Source organism: Neisseria sp. 23W00296 (genome assembly GCF_044772855.1).
Taxonomy (GTDB): Bacteria; Pseudomonadota; Gammaproteobacteria; order Burkholderiales; family Neisseriaceae; genus Neisseria.
Map to the genome: position 1 here is coordinate 732,925 of NZ_CP173024.1, position 20,770 is coordinate 753,694.

Here is a 20,770-nt window from a genome sequence, read left to right on the forward strand (position 1 = left end):
CTGAAAGGCTAGATGCTGTGCAGCTCGACTTTTTCGCCTTCGGCGGCCGGTTCGTCCATCCAGTCGATGTCGCGCATTTTGCGCACGATCACCCACTCGTCGCGGTTGGAGCCGACGGTGCCGTAGTAGTTGAAGCTGTACGCAAGCTGGGCGTAGCCGCCGATCATGTGCGTGGGGTTCAGTACGGCTTTGGTTACCGAATTGTGGATGCCGCCGCGTTTTTTGGTGGTTTCCGCTGCGGGGGTGTGCACCAGTTTTTCCTGCGCGTGGTACATCAGGATCATGGTTTCGGGAATGCGCTGGCTGACAATCACGCGGCAGGCGATCGCGCCGTTGGTGTTGAACACTTCCACCCAGTCGTTATCGACCAGTCCGGCTTTTTTCGCGTCGGTTTCCGACATCCACACGTGCGGGCCGCCGCGCGAAAGCGTGAGCATGCGTAGGTTTTCCGAATAGGTGCTGTGGATGCCCCATTTCTGGTGCGGGGTGAGGAAGTTGAGCGTGATTTCGGGGTTGCCGTTGGGGCGCATGCCGAGCAGTTTTTTGGTGGTTTTGGTATCGACGGCGGGGCGGTATACGCAGAAGCCCGCGCCGAAGTCGCGCATCCATTTGTGATCCTGGTAAAACTGCTGGCGGCCGGTGAGGGTGCGCCACGGGATCAGCTCGTGCACGTTGGTGTAGCCGGCGGTGTAGCACACGGTTTCGCTTTCCACGCCCGACCAGATCGGCGAGGTTACGATTTTGCGCGGCTGGGCGACGATGTCGCGGAAGGCGATGTGGGTGTGTTCGCTGGCGTTGATCAGGTGGGTGTGGTCGCGGCCGGTGATGTTGCCCAGAGCCTGCCATGCTTTTTTGGAAACGTGGCCGTTGGTTTCGGGGGCGAGGGTCAGAATCATCTCGGCCGCATCGATGGCGGTTTCGAGCTTGGGCTGGCCTTTGCCCGCGCCTTCGCTGCGCACGCCGTTGAGTTTGCGCAGGTATTCGACTTCGTGCTTGGTGTCCCAGACCATGCCTTTGCCGTTGTTGTTGACTTTTTCCAGCAGGGGGCCGATGGAGGTGTATTTTTCATACACTGCGCCGTAGTCGCGCTCGATAACGGTCATCGCGGGCATGGTTTTGCCGGGAACCGGCTCGCATTCGCCCAGTTTCCAGTCTTTCGGGTCGAAAGGCTGGCCGAGTTCCTGCGGGCTGTCGTGCATCAGCGGGGTGAGCACGATGTCTTTGCGCACGCCCAGATAGTCTTTGGCCAGTTCGCTGAATTTTTTGGCCAGACCCTTGTAGATTTCCCAGTCGGAGCGGCTCTGCCACAGGGGTTGCACGGCTTCGGTAAACGGGTGGATAAAGGGGTGCATGTCCGAGGTATTAAGGTCGTTTTTCTCGTACCAGGTGGCAGTGGGGAAAATCACGTCGGCATAGAGACAGGTGGTGTTCATGCGGAAATCCAACAGCGTGAACAGATCGAGCTTGCCTTCCACCGGCGCGCGTTGTTTGACTTCGCTGGGCTTGAGGCAGTCTTCTTCGTCGCTCATCAGGCCGTTTTGCGTGCCCAGCAGGTATTTCAGGAAATATTCGTGACCTTTGCCGGACGAACCCAAAATATTGGAGCGCCAGATAAACATATTGCGCGGCCAGTTTTTCGGGTTTTCCGGGTCGTCGCACGACATATTCAGGCTGCCTTCTTTTAGCCCTTTGACCACATAGTCCACCGGATTCATGCCCGCCGCTTCGGCCGCGTCGGTTACGTCCAGCGGGTTGGTTTCCAGCTGCGGTGCAGACGGCGTCCAGCCCATGCGCTCGGCTTTGGCGTTGTAGTCGATCATGGTCAGGCGGCGCATGTCGTCTGAAGCGTCGGGCGACAGGAGTTCGTCGGCAGACACGGTTTCGTGGCGGTATTGGCCGGTATGGTTGTAGAAGAAGGAAGTGCCGGCCATCTGGCGGGCGGGGCGGTGCCAGTCGAGGCCGAAGGTGAGCGGCGCCCAGCCGGACTGCGGACGCAGTTTTTCCTGTCCGACGTAGTGGCACCAGCCGCCGCCGGATTTGCCGATGGTGCCGCACATCATCAGCATGTTGATGATGCCCCGGTAGTTCATGTCGAGGTAGTACCAGTGGTTGATACCCGCGCCGACGATGACCATGCTGCGGCCTTTGGTGTCGTGCGCGTTCTGGCCGAACTCGCGGGCAACCTGAATCACACGCTCGGCAGGCACGCCGGTGTGTTTTTCCTGCCATTTCGGCGTGTAGGGCTTGTCGTCGAAATAATCTTTGGCGGCGGCTTCGTCGTCCAGGCCGTTGTTTACGCCGTATTGCGCCACCAAGAGGTCGAACACGGTGGCCACCGGCGCAATGCTGCCGTCGGCCAGCCTCACGTGTTTGACCGGCACTTTGCGGTACACCTTGTCTTCGTCGTATTCGCCGCCGAAGTAGTCGAAACCCACGCGCACGATGTCGTCTGAACGCTCTTTCAGGCTCAGCGCGGCGTGCACGTTGTCGCGCCCCTGTGCTTTGGTTTCCAGATTCCATTTTTTGCTGCCGTCCCAGCGGAAGCCGATGCAGCCGTTGGGCACGACCAGCGTGTCGGACGTTTCGTCCCACACCAGCACTTTCCAATCGGGGTTTTTCTCTTCGCCGAAATTGTTGTCAAGCTGCGAAGCGCGCAGGGTGTATTCGGGTTTGTAGTGTTCACCGTCGCGTTGCAGGCGCACCAGCACCGGCATGTCGGTGAGGCGGCGGCAGTAGTCTTGGAAATAGTCCGAAGGCTTGTTGATGTGGAATTCCTGCAAAATCACATGTCCCATCGCCATCGAAAGCGCGGCATCCGTGCCCTGGCGCGGTGCCAGCCAGATGTCGCTGAACTTCGCCATTTCGCCGAAGTCGGACGACACCGCCACGGTTTTCGTGCCTTTGTAGCGCACTTCGGTATAAAAGTGCGCGTCGGGCGTGCGCGTCATCGGCAGGTTCGAGCCCCATACCAAGAGATAGTTGGAGTTGTACCAGTCGGCCGACTCGGCCACGTCGGTCTGTTCGCCCCAAGTCTGCGGACTGGCGGGCGGCAGGTCGCAGTACCAGTCGTAAAACGACAGCGGCACGCCGCCGATCAGGCCGAGATAGCGTGCGCCCGAGGCATAGCTGATCATCGACATCGCCGGAATCGGCGAGAAGCCGATCACGCGGTCGGGGCCGTATTTTTTGATGGTGTAGCAGTTGGCCGCCGCCACTATTTCATAGGCTTCGTCCCAGTTGGAGCGCACAAAGCCGCCCAAACCGCGCTGCGATTTGTAGGACTTGGAACGCTCGGGGTCTTCCACAATCCACGTCCACGCCTCGATCGGGTCTTTGGTTTTGCGCGCCTCGCGCCACAGTTCGGCCAGCGCGCCGCGCATCATCGGATATTTGATGCGCTGCGCCGAATACACATACCAGCTGTAAGACGCCCCGCGCGGACAGCCGCGCGGCTCGTGGTTGGGCAGATCCGGACGGGTGCGCGGATAGTCGGTTTGCTGGGTTTCCCAAGTGATGATGCCGTTTTTCACGTAAATCTTCCACGAACACGAACCGGTACAGTTCACGCCGTGGGTGGAGCGGGCGATGCGGTCGTGCGCCCAGCGGCTGCGGTAGGCGTTCTCCCACGTGCGGTCTTCCTCAATCAAAATGCCGTGGCCGTCGGAAAAAGGCTCGCGCTTGCGCTTGAAAAAGGTCAGGCGGTCTAAGAAAAGGCTCATTGGTGTATTCCTGTTGGTTATGCGGATTCGGTTTTGTCTGCCGCGCTTTCAGGCAGCCTGAAAACGCGGTATCCGTTATGAAGCAAATGGTAAGGGAAACGCCAAGTGAAAAAAATGGGTCGAAATAGAAGTCGGGCAAGGTGCGAAGTAGAGTCCGACCATGCTGTTTGACGTATTGATGCCTAGTTATTTCGAACTAGTTTGGATTAGATAGTTAGGATGGGATTGGCAGACGCAGGCCGTCTGAAACTGTCTGCTGTTATTGGTAACTTAATGATTGTGTGGGGCTAATACGCCGTCTGGAATAAAAAACGTTCAGCCCCGACAGCCGGGGTGTCGGCGGCTTGCGTTCCATGTTTTCGCTTCAAACGACAGATTCAGACGGCCTTTGGGCAAAAAAGGCCGTCTGAAAACCGGTTTGTCCGTTTCAGACGGCCTTACTGCCGCACACGGGGTAGTCGGGATTTGGGGTAGCAAAAAAAACGAAAACCGGACAGCCTGAAAAAGCGCAGGCAACGCAGCCTTTTCCGGCCCAAGCGGCCCGGTCAGACTGTCTTTCAGACGGCCTTATTCGTCGAAATCGGGCAGCGGTACGTTGTGCTGCACGGCATAGACGGCGGCCTGCACGCGGCTGGTGAGTTCGAGCTTGCGTAGGATGTTTTGCACGTACACTTTGACGGTGGATTCGGCCAAGTCGAGGTTGCGGGCGATGATTTTGTTGCTGTGGCCGGCGGCGAGGCAGCCCAATACGTCAAGTTCGCGCGAGGTCAGCTCTTCGAGGCGGTTTTCTTCGGCGGGTTTGTTGGGGCGGATGAGCGACTGCACCATGTTGGACACCATTTCAGGCGAGAAGACGTTGTTGCCCTCGGCGGCGTTGCGGATGGACTCGGTGAGGAAGTCGGCGTTGATGTTTTTCAACAGAAAACCGTTTGCGCCCATGCGGATACATTCGAGCAGGTCTTCGCCGTCTTCGGATACGGTGAGCATCACGACGCATTGTTCGGGGCGCACGCTGAGGATTTGGGCGAGAGCTTCGCGGCCATTCATCACCGGCATATCGAGGTCGAGCAGAACTACGTCGGGCGCGAGCTGCTGGACGATTTTCACGCCGGAGAGGCCGTCTGCGGCTTCGCCGATGATTTCAAAATCGTCTTCGTGCGAGAGCAGGGATTTGATGCCGCTGCGGAAAATGGTGTGGTCGTCGATTAAAACGATGCTGATTTTTTTGGTGTCGCTCATGCGGGATGTCTTTCTTGTGCGGGCAGCAGCAGGCGGATGCGGGTTTGCCCGGGTTGTGATGTGAGTGTCAGTTGTGCTCTGATGCGTCCGGCGCGCTCCTGCATGATGTTGAGGCCGACGTGGTTGCCGGGCAGGTTTTCCAGATGCTCGGCATCAAAGCCGATGCCGTTGTCGGTAATGGTCATGGCAAAATCGCGGCCGTTGTCGATGGTGATGTCCACGCGGTCGGCGCGGGCGTGTTTGCGGATGTTGGACAGGCTCTCCTGCAAGATAAAGATGCATTGCAGCTGCTGGTCGCTGGAAAGCGGCAGCCCCTGGTCGCTTACCCAGTCGATATTCACGGCAACGCCGGTTTGGCGGCGGAAACGCGCGGCCAATTCGTCCACGGCTTCGGCAAAGTCGCGGCGGCCGATTTTGGTACGGAAGTTTAACAGCAATTCGCGCACGTCTTCATAACACTCCTGCACGCCGCTTTGAATCAGTTGCATACTGTCGTTGATGCGCTCGCGTTTGCCCGAATCGAGTGCCCTGCCCAACACCTGCATTTGCAGGTTGAGAAAGGCCAGCGTCTGCGCGATGCTGTCGTGCAGGCCTTGGGCAATCAGGTTGCGTTCCTGCAACACGGCAAGCTGGCGGCTCTCTTCGCTCAGGCGCGTGTTGCTCACGGCCGCGCCGAACTGGCTGCACAAAAGTTCCAAAAGCTCGTCCACCGTATCGCTGATTTGTTGCGTGCGGCGGTAGTAGAGGGTAACGATGCCGATGTCTTGTCCTTTGTAGCGGATGGGCAGCACGCGCAAATCGGCAAACCCGTGGCGGCGGCATTCGTAGTCGTATTGGCCGTCTGAAAGAGTGCTTTCGGGGCGCGTGTCGTAAAAGCGGATGGTGCGCGCACCGTCGGCGGCAATGGCGCGGCCGCAGAAGCAGTCGCCGATTTTCGAGCAGGCTTCGGCGTTACGCAGGGCTTTGGGCAGGCCGATGTGCGCGGCCAAATCCATGCGCTGGCGGCGCGGGTCGGCCAAACGCACGCTGCCCGCGTCGGCTTCGGCGATTTTCATCAGCCGCTCCAAAAACACTTCGGCCGCTTCCGACGCGCTCTGCGATTTGCCCAGCGCGGATGAAAACGCATACAGCGTGCCGAGGATAAAGTTTTTGCGCTCCAAATCCTGCGTTTTGTCCGCCACTTCCTGCTCCAGCCCGCTGTAGAGCCGGTGCAGGTGCGTACTCATCTGGTTGAAGCCGCCGTTGACCTCGGCAAACTCGGCCGAACCGGCCGCATCGCCACCGGGTACCTGCACGCCGAAATGGCCGTCGCGCACCGACTGCACCCCGCGCAAAAGCTCCTGCAGCGGCGCGATAATCCACAGCTGCGTCAGCCACATCATCACCGCCGAGCTGATCAATACCAGCGCAAGCAGCCCGCTTTGGAAAAAGCGCAGCCAAGTGATGTAGGCGGCACTGGTTTTCTCCACGGCGATAACCGTGTCGTCCACCGTGTGCAAAAAAGCATCAAGCTGCGCCGAACCGATTTTTCGCCCCGAAGAGGCCGTCTGAAACACAGGTTTGACCGCCTGCTGCCATTGTTGTTCCAAAGCCGCCATCCGCGCCATCACTTCGGGATTGTCGGGCAGCGACAGCGGCCGCTGCGGGTCGCCGCGCCGCACGGCGGCAAGCACCTCGTCAAACCGGCGGATACGGTTGTCGATTTCCCGCTGCGGCACACCTTCTTCGGCCAACAGAGCCAAACGGTAGCTCTGAAAGCGCAGGCTGCCCAAATCGTTAATCGCCGCCGCATTGCCCTCCAGCCACAGCGACAGGTACAGTGTGAACACAATCGACGCCACCGATACGGCAATCCACAGCAGGGTGAAGAATTTGAGGCGGAAGGTGAGGCTTTTGAAATGGAACATGAAAGGGTCGGGCTGTTGTTGTTTGGGAAACGTTTTGGAACGGATACGGAAAAGGGCGGGCATTTTCAGCCGTTTTGCTGTTTTTTGAAAGCCCTTGTTTGAGGAAAACCGTACAAAACGGTTTTGACAGGAAGGAGGCCGTCTGAAGCGAAGCTTCAACGAAGTTCAAACCGAAAAGGGCTTTCAGACGGCCTTCTTTTTGCTTTGGGACAACCGCATCGGGCTTGCACGGCTTGCTACATATCGCCGTAGTTCGGCCCGCCGCCGCCTTCGGGGCAGATCCAGGTGATGTTCTGCGTCGGGTCTTTGATGTCGCAGGTTTTGCAGTGGATGCAGTTGGCGGCGTTGATGTGCAGGCGGGGGCTGCCGTTTTCTTCGTGGATTTCGTATACGCCTGCGGGGCAGTAGCGGGTTTCGGGCGAGGCGTATTCTTTGTAGTTGACGTTGATCATCGTCTGCGGGTCGCGCAGGAGGAGGTGGGAGGGTTGGTCTTCTTCGTGGCTGACGTTGGCGAGAAAGACGCTGCTGAGGCGGTCGAAGGTGAGGACGCCGTCGGGTTTGGGGTAGGCGATGGGGCGGCAGGCAGCGGCTTTTTTCAGGCTGCCGTGGTCGGTGCCGTGGTGTTTGAGCGTCCACGGGGCGCGGCCTTTTAGGATGTATTGTTCGAGGCCGGTGTAGGCGAAGGCCGGCCACATGCCCCATTTGAAGGAGGGGCGGATGTTGCGGGCGGCGTAGAGTTCGCGGTAGAGCCAGCTTTGTTCGAACAGGTCTTGGTAGGCGGCGGCTTCTTTGCCGTTTTGCGCGTTTTTGCCTTCGTTATCGAGTAGGGGGAAGACGGCTTCGGCGGCAAGCATGGCGGATTTGATGGCGCAGTGGATGCCTTTGATGCGGGGGACGTTGAGAAAGCCTGCGGCGTCGCCGACGATGGCGGCGCCGGGGGCGGTGAGTTTGGGCAGGCTTTGCAGGCCGCCTTCGCTGAGGGCGCGCGCGCCGTAGGCGATGCGGCGGCCGCCCGCGAAGGTGGGGGCGATGGCGGGGTGGGTTTTGAAGCGTTGGAATTCTTCAAAGGGGGAGAGGTAGGGGTTTTGGTAGTCGAGGCCGACGACGAAGCCGACGGCGACTTTGTTGCCGTCGAGGTGGTATAGGAAGGAGCCGCCGTAGGTTTTGCTGTCGAGCGGCCAGCCTGTGCTGTGGACAACGAGGCCGGGGCGGGCGTTTTCGGCTTGGATTTCCCAGATTTCTTTGATGCCGAGGCCGTAGGTGGGCGGCTGGCTGTTTTGGTCGAGGTTGAAGCGGCGGATGAGTTGTTTGGTGAGCGAGCCGCGGCAGCCTTCGGCAAACAGGGTTTGCCTGGCGTAAAGCTCCATGCCGCTCTGGAAGTTGCCGGTGGGCTGCCCGTCTTTGCCGACGCCCATGTCGCCGGTGGCGATGCCTTTGACCGAGCCGTCGGGGTGGTAGAGGATTTCGGAGGCGGCAAAGCCGGGGTAGATTTCGACGCCGAGGGCTTCGGCCTGTTCGGCCAGCCAGCGGGTGAGCAGGCCGAGGCTGATGATGTAGTTGCCTTTGTTGCGGAAGCTGGGGGCGGTGGGCAGCTTGAAGGCGCGTTTTTCGGTGAGGAAGAGGACGCGGTCTTCGCTGACGCTGCGGCTGACGGGTGCGCCGCGCTCCTGCCAGTCGGGGATGAGTTCGTTGAGGGCTTTGGGGTCGAGAACGGCGCCGGAGAGGATGTTCGCGCCCACTTCCGAGCCTTTTTCGACGATGCAGACGCCGATGTCGCGGCCGTGTTCGGCGGCAAGCTGTTTGAGGCGGATGGCGGCGGAGAGTCCGGCGGGGCCCGCGCCGACGATGAGCACGTCGTAAAACATGCTGTCGCGTTCGATGGTGTCCATGCGGTTTGTTCCTAAATTGTGTGTTTTGTTGTTATGGTTTGCGGCGGAAAAGATTCAGACGGCCTGAGGGGCTGTTTACATTTGGTATTGCGGCTGCTTTCACGCCATAAAACGGCATCTGCCGCGTTGCAAATCCTCGCAAGGTGTCCAACCTTGCTGCGGTTTGCGCCTTGCATCTGCCGTTTTCTGACGCAAAATCCGCTTCGCAAACCAATTGTAAACAGCCCCTAGGCCGTCTGAAATCTAAAAAAAGGTTGAGGCCGTCTGAAAGGGGATTGAGGCCGTCTGAAGGTCAGCGTGTGTTTTTCATCAGACGCTGTTTCTCGCGTTTCCAGTCGGCTTCTTTCAGGCTTTGCCGTTTGTCGTGCTGCTTTTTGCCTTTGGCCAGGCCGATGTCCATTTTGATATAGCCCCGTTTGTAGTGCAGGTTTAGCGGCACGAGGGTATAGCCGCTGCGCTCGACCTTGCCGATAAGCTTGTTGATTTCGCCCTGTTTGAGCAGCAGCTTGCGCGGCCGGACGGGATCGGGTTTGACGTGGGTGGAGGCGGTGGGCAGGGCGGTGATGTGGCTGCCGACGAGGTAGAAAGCGTCTTTTTTCCAGTGGATGTAGCTTTCTTTGAGCTGGACGCGTCCGGCGCGCACGGCTTTGACTTCCCAGCCGTCGAGTACCAGCCCGGCTTCGATTTCGTCTTCGATAAAGTAGTCGTGATAGGCTTTTCTGTTGTTGGCGATGCTCATTGGGCGACCCTTGTTTTTGGCAGGGCGGCATTGTAGCAGAAAGCCGTCGGCAGCATGGTTCGACCGCCGCGCCCAGCGGCAATTGTTATATTCTATCGGTCATCCGTTTGGCGATTGGCAGGGCGGGCTATAATGGCGCTTTTTTTGCGGAGACGGAATGATGGAAGGGCAGCGCAAATGGATTGCGGCCGCCGTGTTGCTGTTGGCGTTTGCCGCCGTGAAGCTGGCGGCTCTGCATTGGTGGACGCAGCGGCAGCCCGCCGCCGTGGAGGTTGCGGCCTGCGACATCGCGGCGGGCTGCACGCTGCCCGGCGGCGCGGTGCTGCGTTTCGCGCCCGCCGCCGCCTTGCAAAAGCCGTTTGACATTGTGCTCGACGGGGCGGACGGCGCGCGCGAAGTGTCGGTGAGCTTTTCCATGCGCGATATGGACATGGGTTTCAACCGCTACGATTTGCGGCGCGACGCGGCGGGCAGATGGTCGGCCGCCGGCGTGCGCCTGCCGCTGTGCACCGAAGCGCGGCACGATTTCTCGGCCGACGTGGCGGTAGACGGCAAGGTGTACAGCGTGCCGTTTTCGGCTTACTGACTGTTGCGGATACGGCAGAAGGCCGTCTGAAAAAAGCTTTTCTGTTTTTTCAGACGGCCTTATAGAGCCTGTTAACAATCGGCCTTGCGGCTGCGTTTGCTATGGAATTACTTTTTAAATTCGGAAAGTCATGATGCAAAAATCAATATTGCCAGCTGTTTTGCTTGTTAGCGCCTGTATCCCCATACGTGTCGTCTCCAAATACAGCCCTGATGTTTATAATAATTACACGGTAATACAGGGCATTCAGAAATACGGCAGCATGGGACACACCGACATAGTCAAAAGAAAGAAAGACGTTTTAGATTGCGGAGTAAGAAAATTAAACAACGGAACATTAGATGTAAATGTTCGATATCCCGATATGTCTGACGAGCAGGTGGATATACGAAGAAACGCTATATACAAGTGCCTCAAACAGAAAGGGTATGCAATCATCAGCCCGTCGGATTGCACTGCCAAAGGCAAATCCTTGGGCATTTGTAATTGACGCATCATCACTGCGGGCAAGCGCAGCGCGGGTGATGCGTAGGGGCGACGCACCCCACACATGACCCGCACTACGGCTTGCTGCGGCTTGCTGTTTTGTCGGGCATCGGTCGGCAGTTTTCAAATTTCAAACCATTGGAGATGCAAAAATGGCTTATCTGAATTTGGGCGAAAATATGCGCTTGATTTATGATTTTAAAAAAGAAATGGAAACCAAGCGTAAAAAGGAATTTATTGAAGAGGTAAGAGCGTTGTCATTAAATCAAGACAATCCGTTCGGAATCAAAAAAGACAAGGGTTTGTTTGCATCGGACGAATGGTGGCACAGCGTTGATTGCGGAAAAATCATTACCGAAACCGTTTCCGGCACCATCTTGTCGCTGTACGAAGCGGGAATGGAAATAAGGCGCGTACCGAACAGTTTTCGTTTTGTCGACAGCAGCGGGGCGATAAGGGACGAAAGTATGTATATGAACAATAAATCGGACAGAAGGCTGTTTGCCGTGGGCAAAGAAATAATGATTTTTTATGCGTACGACGAATTGAAAAAATCAACACAGAGACCGGGCGCACCGCTTGATTTGGAAAACAACTATGTCGGCCAAGTTATCGAAATGGCAATATCGAAATAAGCCGAAAAAGCAACGGCACAGCAAGCGCAGCGCGGGTCATGCGTAGGGTGTGCACCCCGCGACGCACGCGTTCCATGTGATACCTGCCGTGCCAAAGGCCGTCTGAAATACGCCAAACCTGCTGTTCAACTTCGTTGCAGCTTTGCTTTCAGACGGCCTTTTAAGTGTCTGCCCGCACGGTTTCCCGCAAAACCCAAACCACATGCGTCGCGGGGCGACTCTCTACGGCATGCGGGCTATTCTTTCCAAAGTTTGAACAAAAACACAATCAGCCACAGTAGCAATGGAATCCAAATACTGAGCAGGAAATCAAACAGTTTCCGGCCAAGACTGTTATGTCCGTATATAGCAGCAAGCGTGGCGGCATCATCCGGATGGGTGTAGGAACGAACAGGGCTGACGTAGGTTTCGCCCTCATCTCCAACCACTCTTGAGCCGTCGCCCAGCAAACGGGCGATGTCGATCATCAGGGACAGCAACGTATCATCCGGACCGATGGCCAATAGTTCTCTGTTTCCTTCATCACACACTTCGTAAAACAAAGTACGTTCTTGATCGTCGGTACGGTAAAAATACTGTTGGCCGCTATCGTCGGTATCGGCGTAAAAATCGAAATTTTTCCGCAGCCATGCGGCCAATGCCTGAGGCCGGTTAAGCATTTTCTCTGATGCGGCAGTATCCTTTGCAGTATTAATAATTCTGACATGGTAACCCATCACTTCTCCTTCATCTGAAATTCACAGCAAACGCAACCTGTATGCGGGCTGGTTCTGTATCAAGGCCGTCTGAAAGCCCTTATGGGGTTTTCAGACGGCCTTCTGCCATGTGTACGGGGTTCGGCTGCGCCTTGCCGTCTTGCTCCTGCATGCAAAACGGCGGTTTAGGGGCTGTTGACAATCAGCCTTGCGGCGGTGTTTTTGGTAAAAAATATCCGCCTGCCGCGTCAAAAATGCTCGCAAGGTGTCCAACCTTGCTGTGCTTTTTTCCTTGCATTCGGCCATTTTTTACTCAAAAAACCGTCTCGCAAGCTGAGTGTCAACAGCCCCTAAGGTGTTAGAAAAGTTCGCGTTATTTACACCACAGGTTGAGAAAAATAAGCCTGCAGCACTTCAAAGGGCGTATCCCATTTCAGGCTGCTGTGGGGCTTGACGGTATTGTAGAAATTCACAAAACGGCACAGCTCTTTTTGCCGATGCTCAGGGCTGTCAAACTGCTGTTTGTCGTGCCACATTTCCATAATCGTCCGTATCACCCTTTCGGCTTTGCCGTTAGTCTGCGGACGGGCAGGACGGGTAAACTTCCGATTGATGCCGTTTTCAAAACAGGCAATGCCGAACGGGTGGCTGGCCGCACCTTTGTACTCGCTGCCGTTGTCCGAATAGATGCAGTCAATTTGGTACGGACAGGGTTTGATTACCTGTTCGCAGAGAAACCTGGCTGCGCTCCTGGCAGTCTTGTCCGGCAGGATGGCGGCGTACAGCTCGCGGGAGAAATCGTCAATGGCAACAAACAGGTAATCGCGCTTATCGGTGGCTTTTTGTCCTTTTAGCAGCGGCAGCCGTTTGGTATCGACGTGCACCATTTCGCCGGGATAGGACTTGTTGTAGCGTTTGGCCTGCTTTTTGAATTTCTCTTGGATGGCGCGTTCCACTTTGGCCAAGCGGCGTATTCCGTAATACGCTTGTTTGAAGCGGTTGTTGGTGCTGTTTTGCGGCACGAGCAATTTAACCCGTGCGGCTTTGAGGATGCGGTAGATAGTGGGCCGGCTGACCATGTAGCGGCGGGCAAGTGAGATAACGCTTTCTTTTTCCTGCGTGTAAGCCGTCCAAATGGCTTGGCGGTGGTGCGGGGTAAGGCGGGTGTTTTTGTGTATGTTCATAACAGTATTGTCCTTGGAATACTGTAAACAACGCTAGGATTTTCTACACCTAAGGTTTAACGGTTTGGCCGTTGATTTTCAGGCCAGTGAGTTTGAGGTTGTAGGTGGTGCCGTTGTCGATGTAGCTGATTTTGGCGGGGATGTTGCCGAAGGCGGGGGCGAAGGAGTAGTTGACGGTGTCGTCGCCGCGTTTGACGGTGTAGTTTTCGACGGTGGTTTTGCCGCCCGAAAAAGCGTATTGCGCCGAGCCGGTTTTGTTCAGGCCACCGATGTTGTAGATGCGTTTGCCGTTGGTGATTTTGATACCGGCGGGCAGTTTGCCGTCGGTGGCGGCCAGCTGCCAGGCGAGGGCGAAGAGGTCGAGGATTTGGCCGGCGGTGTTTTCGGTTTGCTGTTCGCCCGCTTTGCCGTAGGTGATTTTGCCGCCGCCGAATTTGGCTTCGGCATAGGTTTTGCCTTTGCGGATGTCTTTGTAGTAGGAGGGGTGCAGGGCGTTGCCGCTGACGGTGCCGCCGCTTTCGAAGCGGAAGTTGTAGAGGGGGACTTTGATAACGGAGACGATTTTGTAGGCGTTGCCGCTGCGGGTGAAGGTCATGGTGGCGGGTACGCCGTAGGGGCCGCTGTATTGCAGCTCGGCGTTTTGCGGCAGTTCGGCGGCTTGGGCGCAGGCTGCTGCGGTGATAAGGGCTGCGGCGGTCAGTTGTTTCGGTTTCATGTGGTTTTCTCTCGTTTGGGGGCGGGCATTGTCGGCGGCGGCACGGGTTTTGTCAAAAAGGCCGTCTGAAAAGTATGTTTCAGACGGCCTTTGCTTCGGGCTGCGCCGATGGCAGACAGGGGGGTGTTTTTTGTTTTGCCAAACAGGCGGGAGGCCGTCTGAAATGTTTTCTGCGTGCGGCGGGGGCGTTTTCAGACGGCCTCTTGGTGCCGCAGGCGTTCGGCCAGGGTTTTTGCCGCTTCGCTTCTTTCTTCGCGGCTGGCTTCGGGGGCTCCGGTGTTGAGCGACGACCAGCGCGGGCGGCTGCGGGCTTTTTTCAGCTCGGGCGGCAGTTTGCGCGGCGGCCAGGGGGTTTTGCCGCTTTTTGGGGAAACGGGTGTCTGCGCCGCGTGGCCGCGTGTTTGCAGGGCGTGCAGCAGGTCGAGGGCGCGGGCGGCGAGCAGGGTGAGGGTTTCGGGGTCGGTGTGCAGGGTTTGGCGGCCGCTGAGTTTGTCGGAGATGTCGTTCATGTTGGGCAGAACGCCGCCGAGCAGGCTGCCGATGGCGGTGCCCAGTCCGAGCGAGCCGCCGAGGGTGGCGATGTCGATGCCTAAGCCGATGGCGGCGCCTGCGGCGGCACCCGTGCCGGTGCGGATGCCGTATTCTTTGAGCAGGGCGCTGTCGAAGGGGTCTTGGCGGAAGGCTTTGAGCGCCCAGCCGCCGCTTTCGGTTTCGCTGTGGTAGAAGCGGTAGAGGTGCAGGAGGCGCTGTTGGAATCCGCTTTCGAGGCGGCGGACAGCTTCCTGCATGGTGTGCAAAACGGGGGCGGGGTCGTCGTGTTCGCCGGTTTCCTGTTTGTAGGCGGCGGCATCGAGCAGGAATCCGGCGATTTCTTCTCTGGCTTGTTTGTCGAGGCTCTGCCATTCGCGGCGGCGCATTTGGACAAGCCGGGTGAGGATGTTGTTGCCGGGCAGCATGGTGGCGAGGCTCTGCCACAGGCGCATCTCGCCTTCGAAATCGAAGGCGACGGTGTCGAAGCCGCAGGTGACATGGAGGTTGCGGCGGGCGAGCATGTCGTTCCAGGCGGCGGTGTCGCGTTCTGCGGTGAAGTTGAAAACGGGCATCACGGGCTTGGCGCACCAGGAGAGGATGGTGAGTTCGTCTTTGTATTTGCCCAGCACGGGTTCGCGTGCATCGATAACATAAAGTGCGGCATCGCTTTGCAGAAGCTGGCGCAGGACCTTGGCTTCCTGCGAGAATTCGGCGGCGGCTTCGGGCGAGGCGAGAAACCGTTGCAGGCGCTCGATGCCGTCGGCGCGCGCGGAGGTGTGGGTTTCCAGCCAGTCGAGCACGCCGCCCGCGTCTTCGAGGCCGGGGGTGTCGTAGAGATAGAGGAGGGTGTCGCCGCCGTCGGCAACGGCGGCGCGTTCGACATGGCGGGTGGTGGCCGAGGCGTTGGCCACCTCGCCGAAGGCGCTGTCGCGCAGCAGCGTGCGCAGGAGGGAGGTTTTGCCGGTGTTGGTGTGTCCGACAACGGCAAGGGAAAGCGGAGTGTGTTCGGTCATGGCGTTTTCAGACGGCCTCAAAGGGCGGCATTGTCGGAAAAAGCGCCGCGCTTGGCAACGCCCGCCGCAGGAAGGCTTGAATAAGCGGCATTGCGCCAAATATCGGCGGCATCGGGCGGACAGGCCGTCTGAAAACACAAAACACACGGAGCAAACCATGGCCGCCGCCAGAAGCCTCACCGACAACGAAATCCGCGCCGCACGCCTCTTTTTCGGCAGCCATCTCGACTATGCCGCTATCCGCATCCGCTGCGGTTTTCCCCTGTTGCCCGACCTGTCTGCCGCCGTATCGCCCGACGGCCGCATCTATTTCCCGCGCCGCCACTACCTGCCCGACTACACGCAGGCAGGCGGCGGCTATCTTTTGTGGCTGATACACGAGCTGACCCATGTCTGGCAGTGGCAGCACGGTTTCCACACCTGGCTCGGCGGTCTGATACTGTCCGCACAGGGCGGCTACGCCCGCCGCCGCGCCTACCGCTGCCCGCCGCCCGAGCGCATCGCCACCTTCGCCGCCCTCAATATGGAACAACAGGCCGAAACCGCCGCCCGCTGCTTCGCCCTGCTGGCAGAAGCCGCCCGCTACAAGCCGCAGGACGAAAGCGGATACCGCCGCCTCGCCGCCGAATTTGCCGCCCAGTCCGCCGACAACCGCCCGCTGCCGCGCTATTTCTGCCGAGTTGGAAAAATTAAATAACAAGCTGAATTATGCATTTAGACAAATTTCGTAAAATTTCTACCGGCAAGTGTTTGACAGAATCCAAACAGCCGCTATAATGCGCACTTCTTCCCCGATAGCTCAGTCGGTAGAGCGACGGACTGTTAATCCGCAGGTCCCTGGTTCGAGCCCAGGTCGGGGAGCCAAATTCCAGCCACCTAAACAAGCGTTTAGGTGGTTTTTCTTTGTGGTTTATCAACAGAAAGCAAATAGATAAAAGGCCGTCTGAAAGTTTCAGACGGCCTCTTTTTGTTTGCGCCGGTATCGGTATTGATGCAGGATAAGTCAAACACAGTCAGCCCGCTCCGTGCGATTCGGGATTGGCCAGCCATGCGCTTTGGGTTTGGCCGGTGTAAAACTCTTCTTTCCAAATCGGCACTTGGGCTTTTACCGTATCGATGATGAAGCGGCAGGCGGTGAAGCCTGCGTCGCGGTGTCCGGCGGCCACGCCTACCCACACGGCCATGTCGCCCACTTCCAAGCGGCCGTGGCGGTGCACGCAGACGGCATCGGCGATGGCGAAGCGGCGTTTGGCTTCGGCGATGACTTCGTTGCCCGCGTTGAGCGCGAGTTCGCGGTACACACTGTACACCAGATAATCGACGCGGCTGCCTTCGTTTTGGCGGCGCACCCAGCCCTCGAAGCAGTTGAACGCGCCGCAGTTTTCGTTACCGAGCAGACGATTTCGCAGGGAGGCGGCATCGATGGGGGATTCGGTCAAATCAAACATTTCAGCCTCCGGCCACGGGCGGGATAAAGGCCAGCGTGTCGCCCGCTTTGAGGGCGGTGTCCCATGCGGCGAATTGGTGGTTGACGGCGCAGCGCAAACGCTCTTGCGGCAGAGCAAAGCCGTATTGCGCGGCCAGCCGCTCGTAAATGGCGGCGGCGGTGTCGCCTTCGGCTAGGGTAAGGGTTTCGCCCTCGCGTTTGGCCGCTTCGCGCAGGGCGGCAAAGTATAAAACTTGGATTTCAGCGGCTGAAGTCATGTTTGCCTCCGGCTTTGTGCAACAGGCGCACGTCTTGGATTTCGATGTCGTGGCTGAGGGCTTTGGTCATGTCGTACACGGTGAGCGCGGCCACGGTAACGGCGGTAAGGGCTTCCATTTCAACGCCGGTTTTGTGGGTTACGGCCACTTCGGCGGTGATGTTCAGGCTGTGGGCTGCGTCGTCGTATTCAAGCTCCAGTTTGCAGCGTTCGAGCATCATCGGGTGGCACATCGGAATCATTGATGCGGTGTTTTTGGCGGCCATGATGCCGGCGACGCGGGCGACTTCGGTAATCGCGCCTTTGGCGGTTTGGCCGTTGGATTGTTGGATTTGGGCGTACACTGCGGGCGGGAACACGACCCGTCCGCCCGCTACGGCCACGCGGCGGGTTACGGCTTTGTCGCCGACATCGACCATGCGGGTTTTGCCTTGTTCGTCAAGATGGGTGAGAGACATGGTTTGCTTTCCTGAATCGGTTAAACGGTATATGTATAGTGAAACGATACGGAAAGATACCAAGCGGCAAGGCGCAAACGTCGTAGATTTTCGTATCGGTTCACTATAAACAGCCGCATCATGCAGGCTTTGGCGGCATTATGCAAGGCCGTCTGAAAACGGGTTTTCCGCTTTTCAGACGGCCTTTTACTTTGTTTTCGCGGGCATTTTCGCCGTTGGCGGCCGTATGGGCGCGGCGGCGGCAGGGTTGCCCGACATTCAAACTAATACTTTAGGATTAGGCAGCACTTGGAAAACGGCTGAGTTTTGCCTACCTGCGAAAGTCGGCCTGTCCACTTCTTTTTGAGATGGCCGCGTTTCAGTATTAGTGGAACTGTTTTTTTGCAGGCCGCCGCATAAGAATAATGCTATGGTTCCGCGCCGGTTCAGGCCGTCTGAAAAGCCCGATGTGTGCGGACAAGATAATGATTTTTCAAATATTCCTGCTGCGTGCAGGCAAAGGAACGCGGAAATGAAATCCGAAAATTACAAACGCTATTCGGTATTGGTGTCGAGCACGGTGTCGTTTACCGTGTGTTTTATGATTTGGATCATGCTGGCGGTTATCGGCGTGCCGATTCAGAAGCAGCTCGGTTTGAGCGAAGCGCAGTTCGGCATCCTTACCGCCATCCCCGTGCTTTCCGGCTCGCTGGTGCGCGTCCCGCTGGGGATACTTACCGACAAATACGGCGGCCGCATTGTGCTGTTTCTGCTGATGCTGGCGAGCGTGCCGTTTATTTTTCTGATGCAGTTTGCCACCGAATACTGGCAGTTTCTCGCCATTGGCCTGATTATGGGTTTGGCGGGCGGTTCGTTTTCGGTGGGCACACCCTATGTCGCCCGCTGGTTTCCGAAGGAGCAGCAGGGTTTGGCGATGGGGGTGTTCGGCGCGGGCAATGCGGGCAGTGCGCTCACCAAGCTGATTGCGCCGCAGCTGATCAAATGGGCACCGGCGACGATGGTGGCGGCGGGCGCGTGGAAAATCGTGCCGAACGTGTATGCGGCGATTATGCTGGCTACTGCCGTTCTGTTTTGGTTTACCAGCTATCACGACCCGAAACACCTCACCGATTCCAAAGTGAGCCTCAAAGACCAGCTTGCGCTGATGAAAGACCCGGGCGTGCTGCGCTACAGCCAGTATTATTCCGTAGTATTCGGCGGCTATGTCGGCCTTGCGCTGTGGATGACGCACTACTACATCGGCGAATACGGCATGAGCCTGCAAACCGCAGCCCTGCTGGCGGCCTGCTTCTCACTGCCGGGCGGTGTGCTGCGCGCATTGGGTGGCTATCTTTCCGACAAATTCGGCGCGTACAAGGTTACCTGGTATGTGATGTGGGTACTGTGGGTGTGCTTCTTTATCCTGTCGTATCCGCAGACTGATTTTGTGGTGGCCAGCACCAAAGGGGCACAGAGCTTCCATATCGGGCTGAACGTGGTGGTGTTTACGCTGCTGATGTTTACCGCCGGCATCGCGATGGCGGTGGGCAAGGCTTCGGTGTTCAAATTCGTGGCCAACGATTATCCCGACAACATCGGTGCGGTCTCCGGCGTGGTAGGCTTGGCGGGCGGCTTGGGCGGTTTTCTGCTGCCGATTATGTTCGGCATCCTGCTGGACTACACCGGCATCCGTTCCACCGCGTTTATGCTGCTTTACGGCACAGTGTGCGTGTCTTTGATTTGGATGCACTTTTCGTTCAAGCCCAATCGCGGGCAGTAATACAAACAGGCCGTCTGAAAGAGAAACTTGCTTTTTCAGACGGCCTGCCGTGTTTTGGAATGTTTGAAAACAAAACCGAAATCCCAACCCATTGAGGAGCAACCCATGTCCCAACCCATCCAAGACTGGCGGCCGGAAGACCCGCAGTTCTGGCAATCCACCGGCAAAAAAATCGCCAAACGCAACCTGCTGATTTCCATTCCCGCGCTGTTTCTCGCCTTTGCCATGTGGCAGGTGTGGAGCGTAACCACCCTGCGGCTCAACGGCATCGGCTTTCAGTTCAGCAAAAGCCAGCTTTTCTGGCTTGCCGCCGTACCCGCGCTTTCCGGCTCGGTATTGCGCGCCGTATATTCGTTTATGGTGCCGATTTTCGGCGGCCGCCGCTGGACGGCGATTTCCACCGCCAGCCTGCTGCTGCCCGCTATCGGCATCGGCATGGCCGTGCAGGACACCAATACCAGCTACGCCACCATGATTATCCTGGCGCTCTTGTGCGGTTTTGGCGGCGGCAACTTTTCATCGAGCATGGCCAACATCAGCTTTTTCTACCCCCGCGCCGAAAAAGGCACCGCGCTGGGCTTGAACGCAGGTTTGGGCAACTTGGGCGTGTCGGCAGTGCAGTTTGTCGTGCCCATCGTGATTGCCGGCGGCCTGCTCGGCAGCTTCGGCGGCGCGCCGCAAACCTTTACCGACAAAACCGGCACCAGCCAAATCTGGCTGCAAAACGCAGGTTTTGTGTGGGTGCCGGTTATTCTCGCCTCCGCGCTGGCCGCGTGGTTCGGCATGGACGATTTGGCCTGCGCCAAAGCCAGTTTCAAAGACCAGGCCAGCATTTTCAAGCGCAAACACACTTGGCTGATGTGCGTATTGTATTTGGGCACCTTCGGCTCGTTTCTCGGCTTTTCGGCAGGCTTTCCGCTGTTGGCCAAAACGCTGTTTCCGCACATCATTCTGATTAAATACATTTTCTGGGGGCCACTTATCGGTGCGGTGATGCGCCCCATCGGCGGCTGGGTGGCCGACAAACTCGGCGGCGCGTTTATCACCAATATCGTGTTCGTCGGCATGGCCGCAGGCATCGTCGGCGTACTCTCCTTCCTGCCCGACGCAGCGGGCAACGGCGGCAGCTTCTGGGGCTTTTTTGCCTGCTTTATGGTGCTGTTCGGACTGGCCGGTTTGGGCAACGGCTCGACCTTTATGCAGATTCCCGCCATTTTCAGCATCTTCCACAAAAAACGCGCCGAGAGCGGCCACACCGACCACGACACCGCAGGCCGCGACGCGCTGCGCGAATCGGCCGCCGTCGTCGGCTTCACCGCCGCGTTTGCCGGCTTTGGTGGCTTTTTCATCCCCACCAGCTACGGCATTTCCATCAGCATGACCGGCAGCGTCAATGCCGCGCTGTATCTGTTTATCGGGCTGTACGTCGTCTGCGCCGCCATCAACTGGTGGTATTACCTGCGCAAAAACGCCGAAACCAAGTGCTGACGGACAAGGCAGCCTGAAAAGCCG

General features: G+C 57.9%; 18 protein-coding genes and 1 tRNA gene. 7 read left to right on the plus strand and 12 right to left on the minus strand.

Annotated features, from left to right (window positions below; translation table 11 throughout):
- Nucleotides 1–8: 8 nt before the first annotated feature.
- The 5 genes from ACG2K1_RS03765 to smpB all read right to left on the minus strand — a co-directional run bounded on the left by ACG2K1_RS03765 (nucleotide 9) and on the right by smpB (nucleotide 9,532).
- On the minus strand, nucleotides 9–3,719 hold the full coding sequence (locus ACG2K1_RS03765) for a nitrate reductase subunit alpha (RefSeq protein ID WP_395429021.1): 3,711 nt from the start codon (nucleotides 3,717–3,719) through the stop codon (nucleotides 9–11).
- Nucleotides 3,720–4,286: 567 nt separating this feature from the next.
- On the minus strand, nucleotides 4,287–4,958 hold the full coding sequence (locus ACG2K1_RS03770; protein ID WP_009751843.1) for a response regulator transcription factor: 672 nt from the start codon (nucleotides 4,956–4,958) through the stop codon (nucleotides 4,287–4,289).
- Nucleotides 4,955–6,865 (minus strand): type IV pili methyl-accepting chemotaxis transducer N-terminal domain-containing protein, encoded by a 1,911-nt coding sequence (locus ACG2K1_RS03775; RefSeq protein WP_395429022.1) that lies wholly within the window; start codon nucleotides 6,863–6,865, stop codon nucleotides 4,955–4,957. Before ACG2K1_RS03775 ends, ACG2K1_RS03770 begins: the two co-directional genes overlap by 4 nt.
- A 236-nt stretch (nucleotides 6,866–7,101) precedes the next feature.
- Nucleotides 7,102–8,754: an electron transfer flavoprotein-ubiquinone oxidoreductase gene (locus ACG2K1_RS03780; RefSeq protein ID WP_395429023.1), complete on the minus strand. Its 1,653-nt coding sequence runs from the start codon at nucleotides 8,752–8,754 to the stop codon at nucleotides 7,102–7,104.
- A 292-nt stretch (nucleotides 8,755–9,046) separates the two neighbouring features.
- Nucleotides 9,047–9,532, minus strand: a complete 486-nt coding sequence (smpB, locus tag ACG2K1_RS03785; protein WP_395429031.1) for an SsrA-binding protein SmpB — start codon at nucleotides 9,530–9,532, stop codon at nucleotides 9,047–9,049.
- 118 nt (nucleotides 9,533–9,650) lie between these two features.
- Here smpB and ACG2K1_RS03790 point away from each other — a divergent pair, with 118 nt between their 5' ends.
- The 3 genes from ACG2K1_RS03790 to ACG2K1_RS03800 all read left to right on the plus strand — a co-directional run bounded on the left by ACG2K1_RS03790 (nucleotide 9,651) and on the right by ACG2K1_RS03800 (nucleotide 11,200).
- Nucleotides 9,651–10,079 (plus strand): hypothetical protein, encoded by a 429-nt coding sequence (locus tag ACG2K1_RS03790; protein ID WP_395429024.1) that lies wholly within the window; start codon nucleotides 9,651–9,653, stop codon nucleotides 10,077–10,079.
- A 130-nt stretch (nucleotides 10,080–10,209) separates the two neighbouring features.
- On the plus strand, nucleotides 10,210–10,569 hold the full coding sequence (locus tag ACG2K1_RS03795) for a hypothetical protein (protein ID WP_009751851.1): 360 nt from the start codon (nucleotides 10,210–10,212) through the stop codon (nucleotides 10,567–10,569).
- A gap of 148 nt (nucleotides 10,570–10,717) precedes the next feature.
- Nucleotides 10,718–11,200 (plus strand): hypothetical protein, encoded by a 483-nt coding sequence (locus ACG2K1_RS03800; RefSeq protein WP_395429025.1) that lies wholly within the window; start codon nucleotides 10,718–10,720, stop codon nucleotides 11,198–11,200.
- 236 nt (nucleotides 11,201–11,436) lie between these two features.
- Here the strand turns inward: ACG2K1_RS03800 and ACG2K1_RS03805 are convergent, their stop codons facing one another.
- From ACG2K1_RS03805 to ACG2K1_RS03820, 4 genes are all read right to left on the minus strand, one after another.
- A complete protein-coding gene (locus tag ACG2K1_RS03805; protein WP_395429026.1) occupies nucleotides 11,437–11,916 on the minus strand; it encodes a TyrR protein in 480 nt (159 codons plus the stop codon).
- Between the two features lie 356 nt (nucleotides 11,917–12,272).
- Nucleotides 12,273–13,079, minus strand: a complete 807-nt coding sequence (locus tag ACG2K1_RS03810; protein WP_395429626.1) for an integrase core domain-containing protein — start codon at nucleotides 13,077–13,079, stop codon at nucleotides 12,273–12,275.
- 49 nt (nucleotides 13,080–13,128) lie between these two features.
- A complete protein-coding gene (locus ACG2K1_RS03815) occupies nucleotides 13,129–13,794 on the minus strand; it encodes a DUF3108 domain-containing protein (RefSeq protein WP_395429474.1) in 666 nt (221 codons plus the stop codon).
- 191 nt (nucleotides 13,795–13,985) lie between these two features.
- Complete coding sequence (locus ACG2K1_RS03820) at nucleotides 13,986–15,338, minus strand: DUF3482 domain-containing protein (protein ID WP_395429473.1); 1,353 nt, start codon at nucleotides 15,336–15,338, stop codon at nucleotides 13,986–13,988.
- A gap of 157 nt (nucleotides 15,339–15,495) precedes the next feature.
- Here ACG2K1_RS03820 and ACG2K1_RS03825 point away from each other — a divergent pair, with 157 nt between their 5' ends.
- Nucleotides 15,496–16,035, plus strand: coding sequence for a hypothetical protein (locus ACG2K1_RS03825; RefSeq protein WP_036496115.1), 540 nt, complete (start codon nucleotides 15,496–15,498; stop codon nucleotides 16,033–16,035).
- A 91-nt stretch (nucleotides 16,036–16,126) separates the two neighbouring features.
- Nucleotides 16,127–16,202, plus strand: a tRNA-Asn gene (locus tag ACG2K1_RS03830).
- Between the two features lie 149 nt (nucleotides 16,203–16,351).
- Here ACG2K1_RS03830 and ACG2K1_RS03835 read toward each other — a convergent pair.
- The 3 genes from ACG2K1_RS03835 to moaC are packed head-to-tail and all read right to left on the minus strand — an operon-like array spanning nucleotide 16,352 to nucleotide 17,499.
- Complete coding sequence (locus ACG2K1_RS03835; protein ID WP_009751860.1) at nucleotides 16,352–16,786, minus strand: molybdenum cofactor biosynthesis protein MoaE; 435 nt, start codon at nucleotides 16,784–16,786, stop codon at nucleotides 16,352–16,354.
- Nucleotide 16,787: 1 nt separating this feature from the next.
- A complete protein-coding gene (gene moaD / locus ACG2K1_RS03840) occupies nucleotides 16,788–17,042 on the minus strand; it encodes a molybdopterin converting factor subunit 1 (RefSeq protein ID WP_009751861.1) in 255 nt (84 codons plus the stop codon).
- Complete coding sequence (gene moaC, locus ACG2K1_RS03845) at nucleotides 17,026–17,499, minus strand: cyclic pyranopterin monophosphate synthase MoaC (protein WP_009751862.1); 474 nt, start codon at nucleotides 17,497–17,499, stop codon at nucleotides 17,026–17,028. Before moaC ends, moaD begins: the two co-directional genes overlap by 17 nt.
- 511 nt (nucleotides 17,500–18,010) lie before the next feature.
- On the opposite strand from moaC, the gene ACG2K1_RS03850 reads away from it, so the two are divergent.
- Nucleotides 18,011–19,258 (plus strand): nitrate/nitrite transporter, encoded by a 1,248-nt coding sequence (locus ACG2K1_RS03850; RefSeq protein WP_395429472.1) that lies wholly within the window; start codon nucleotides 18,011–18,013, stop codon nucleotides 19,256–19,258.
- A 105-nt stretch (nucleotides 19,259–19,363) separates the two neighbouring features.
- Nucleotides 19,364–20,746 (plus strand): MFS transporter, encoded by a 1,383-nt coding sequence (locus ACG2K1_RS03855; RefSeq protein ID WP_395429471.1) that lies wholly within the window; start codon nucleotides 19,364–19,366, stop codon nucleotides 20,744–20,746.
- Nucleotides 20,747–20,770: the final 24 nt, after the last annotated feature.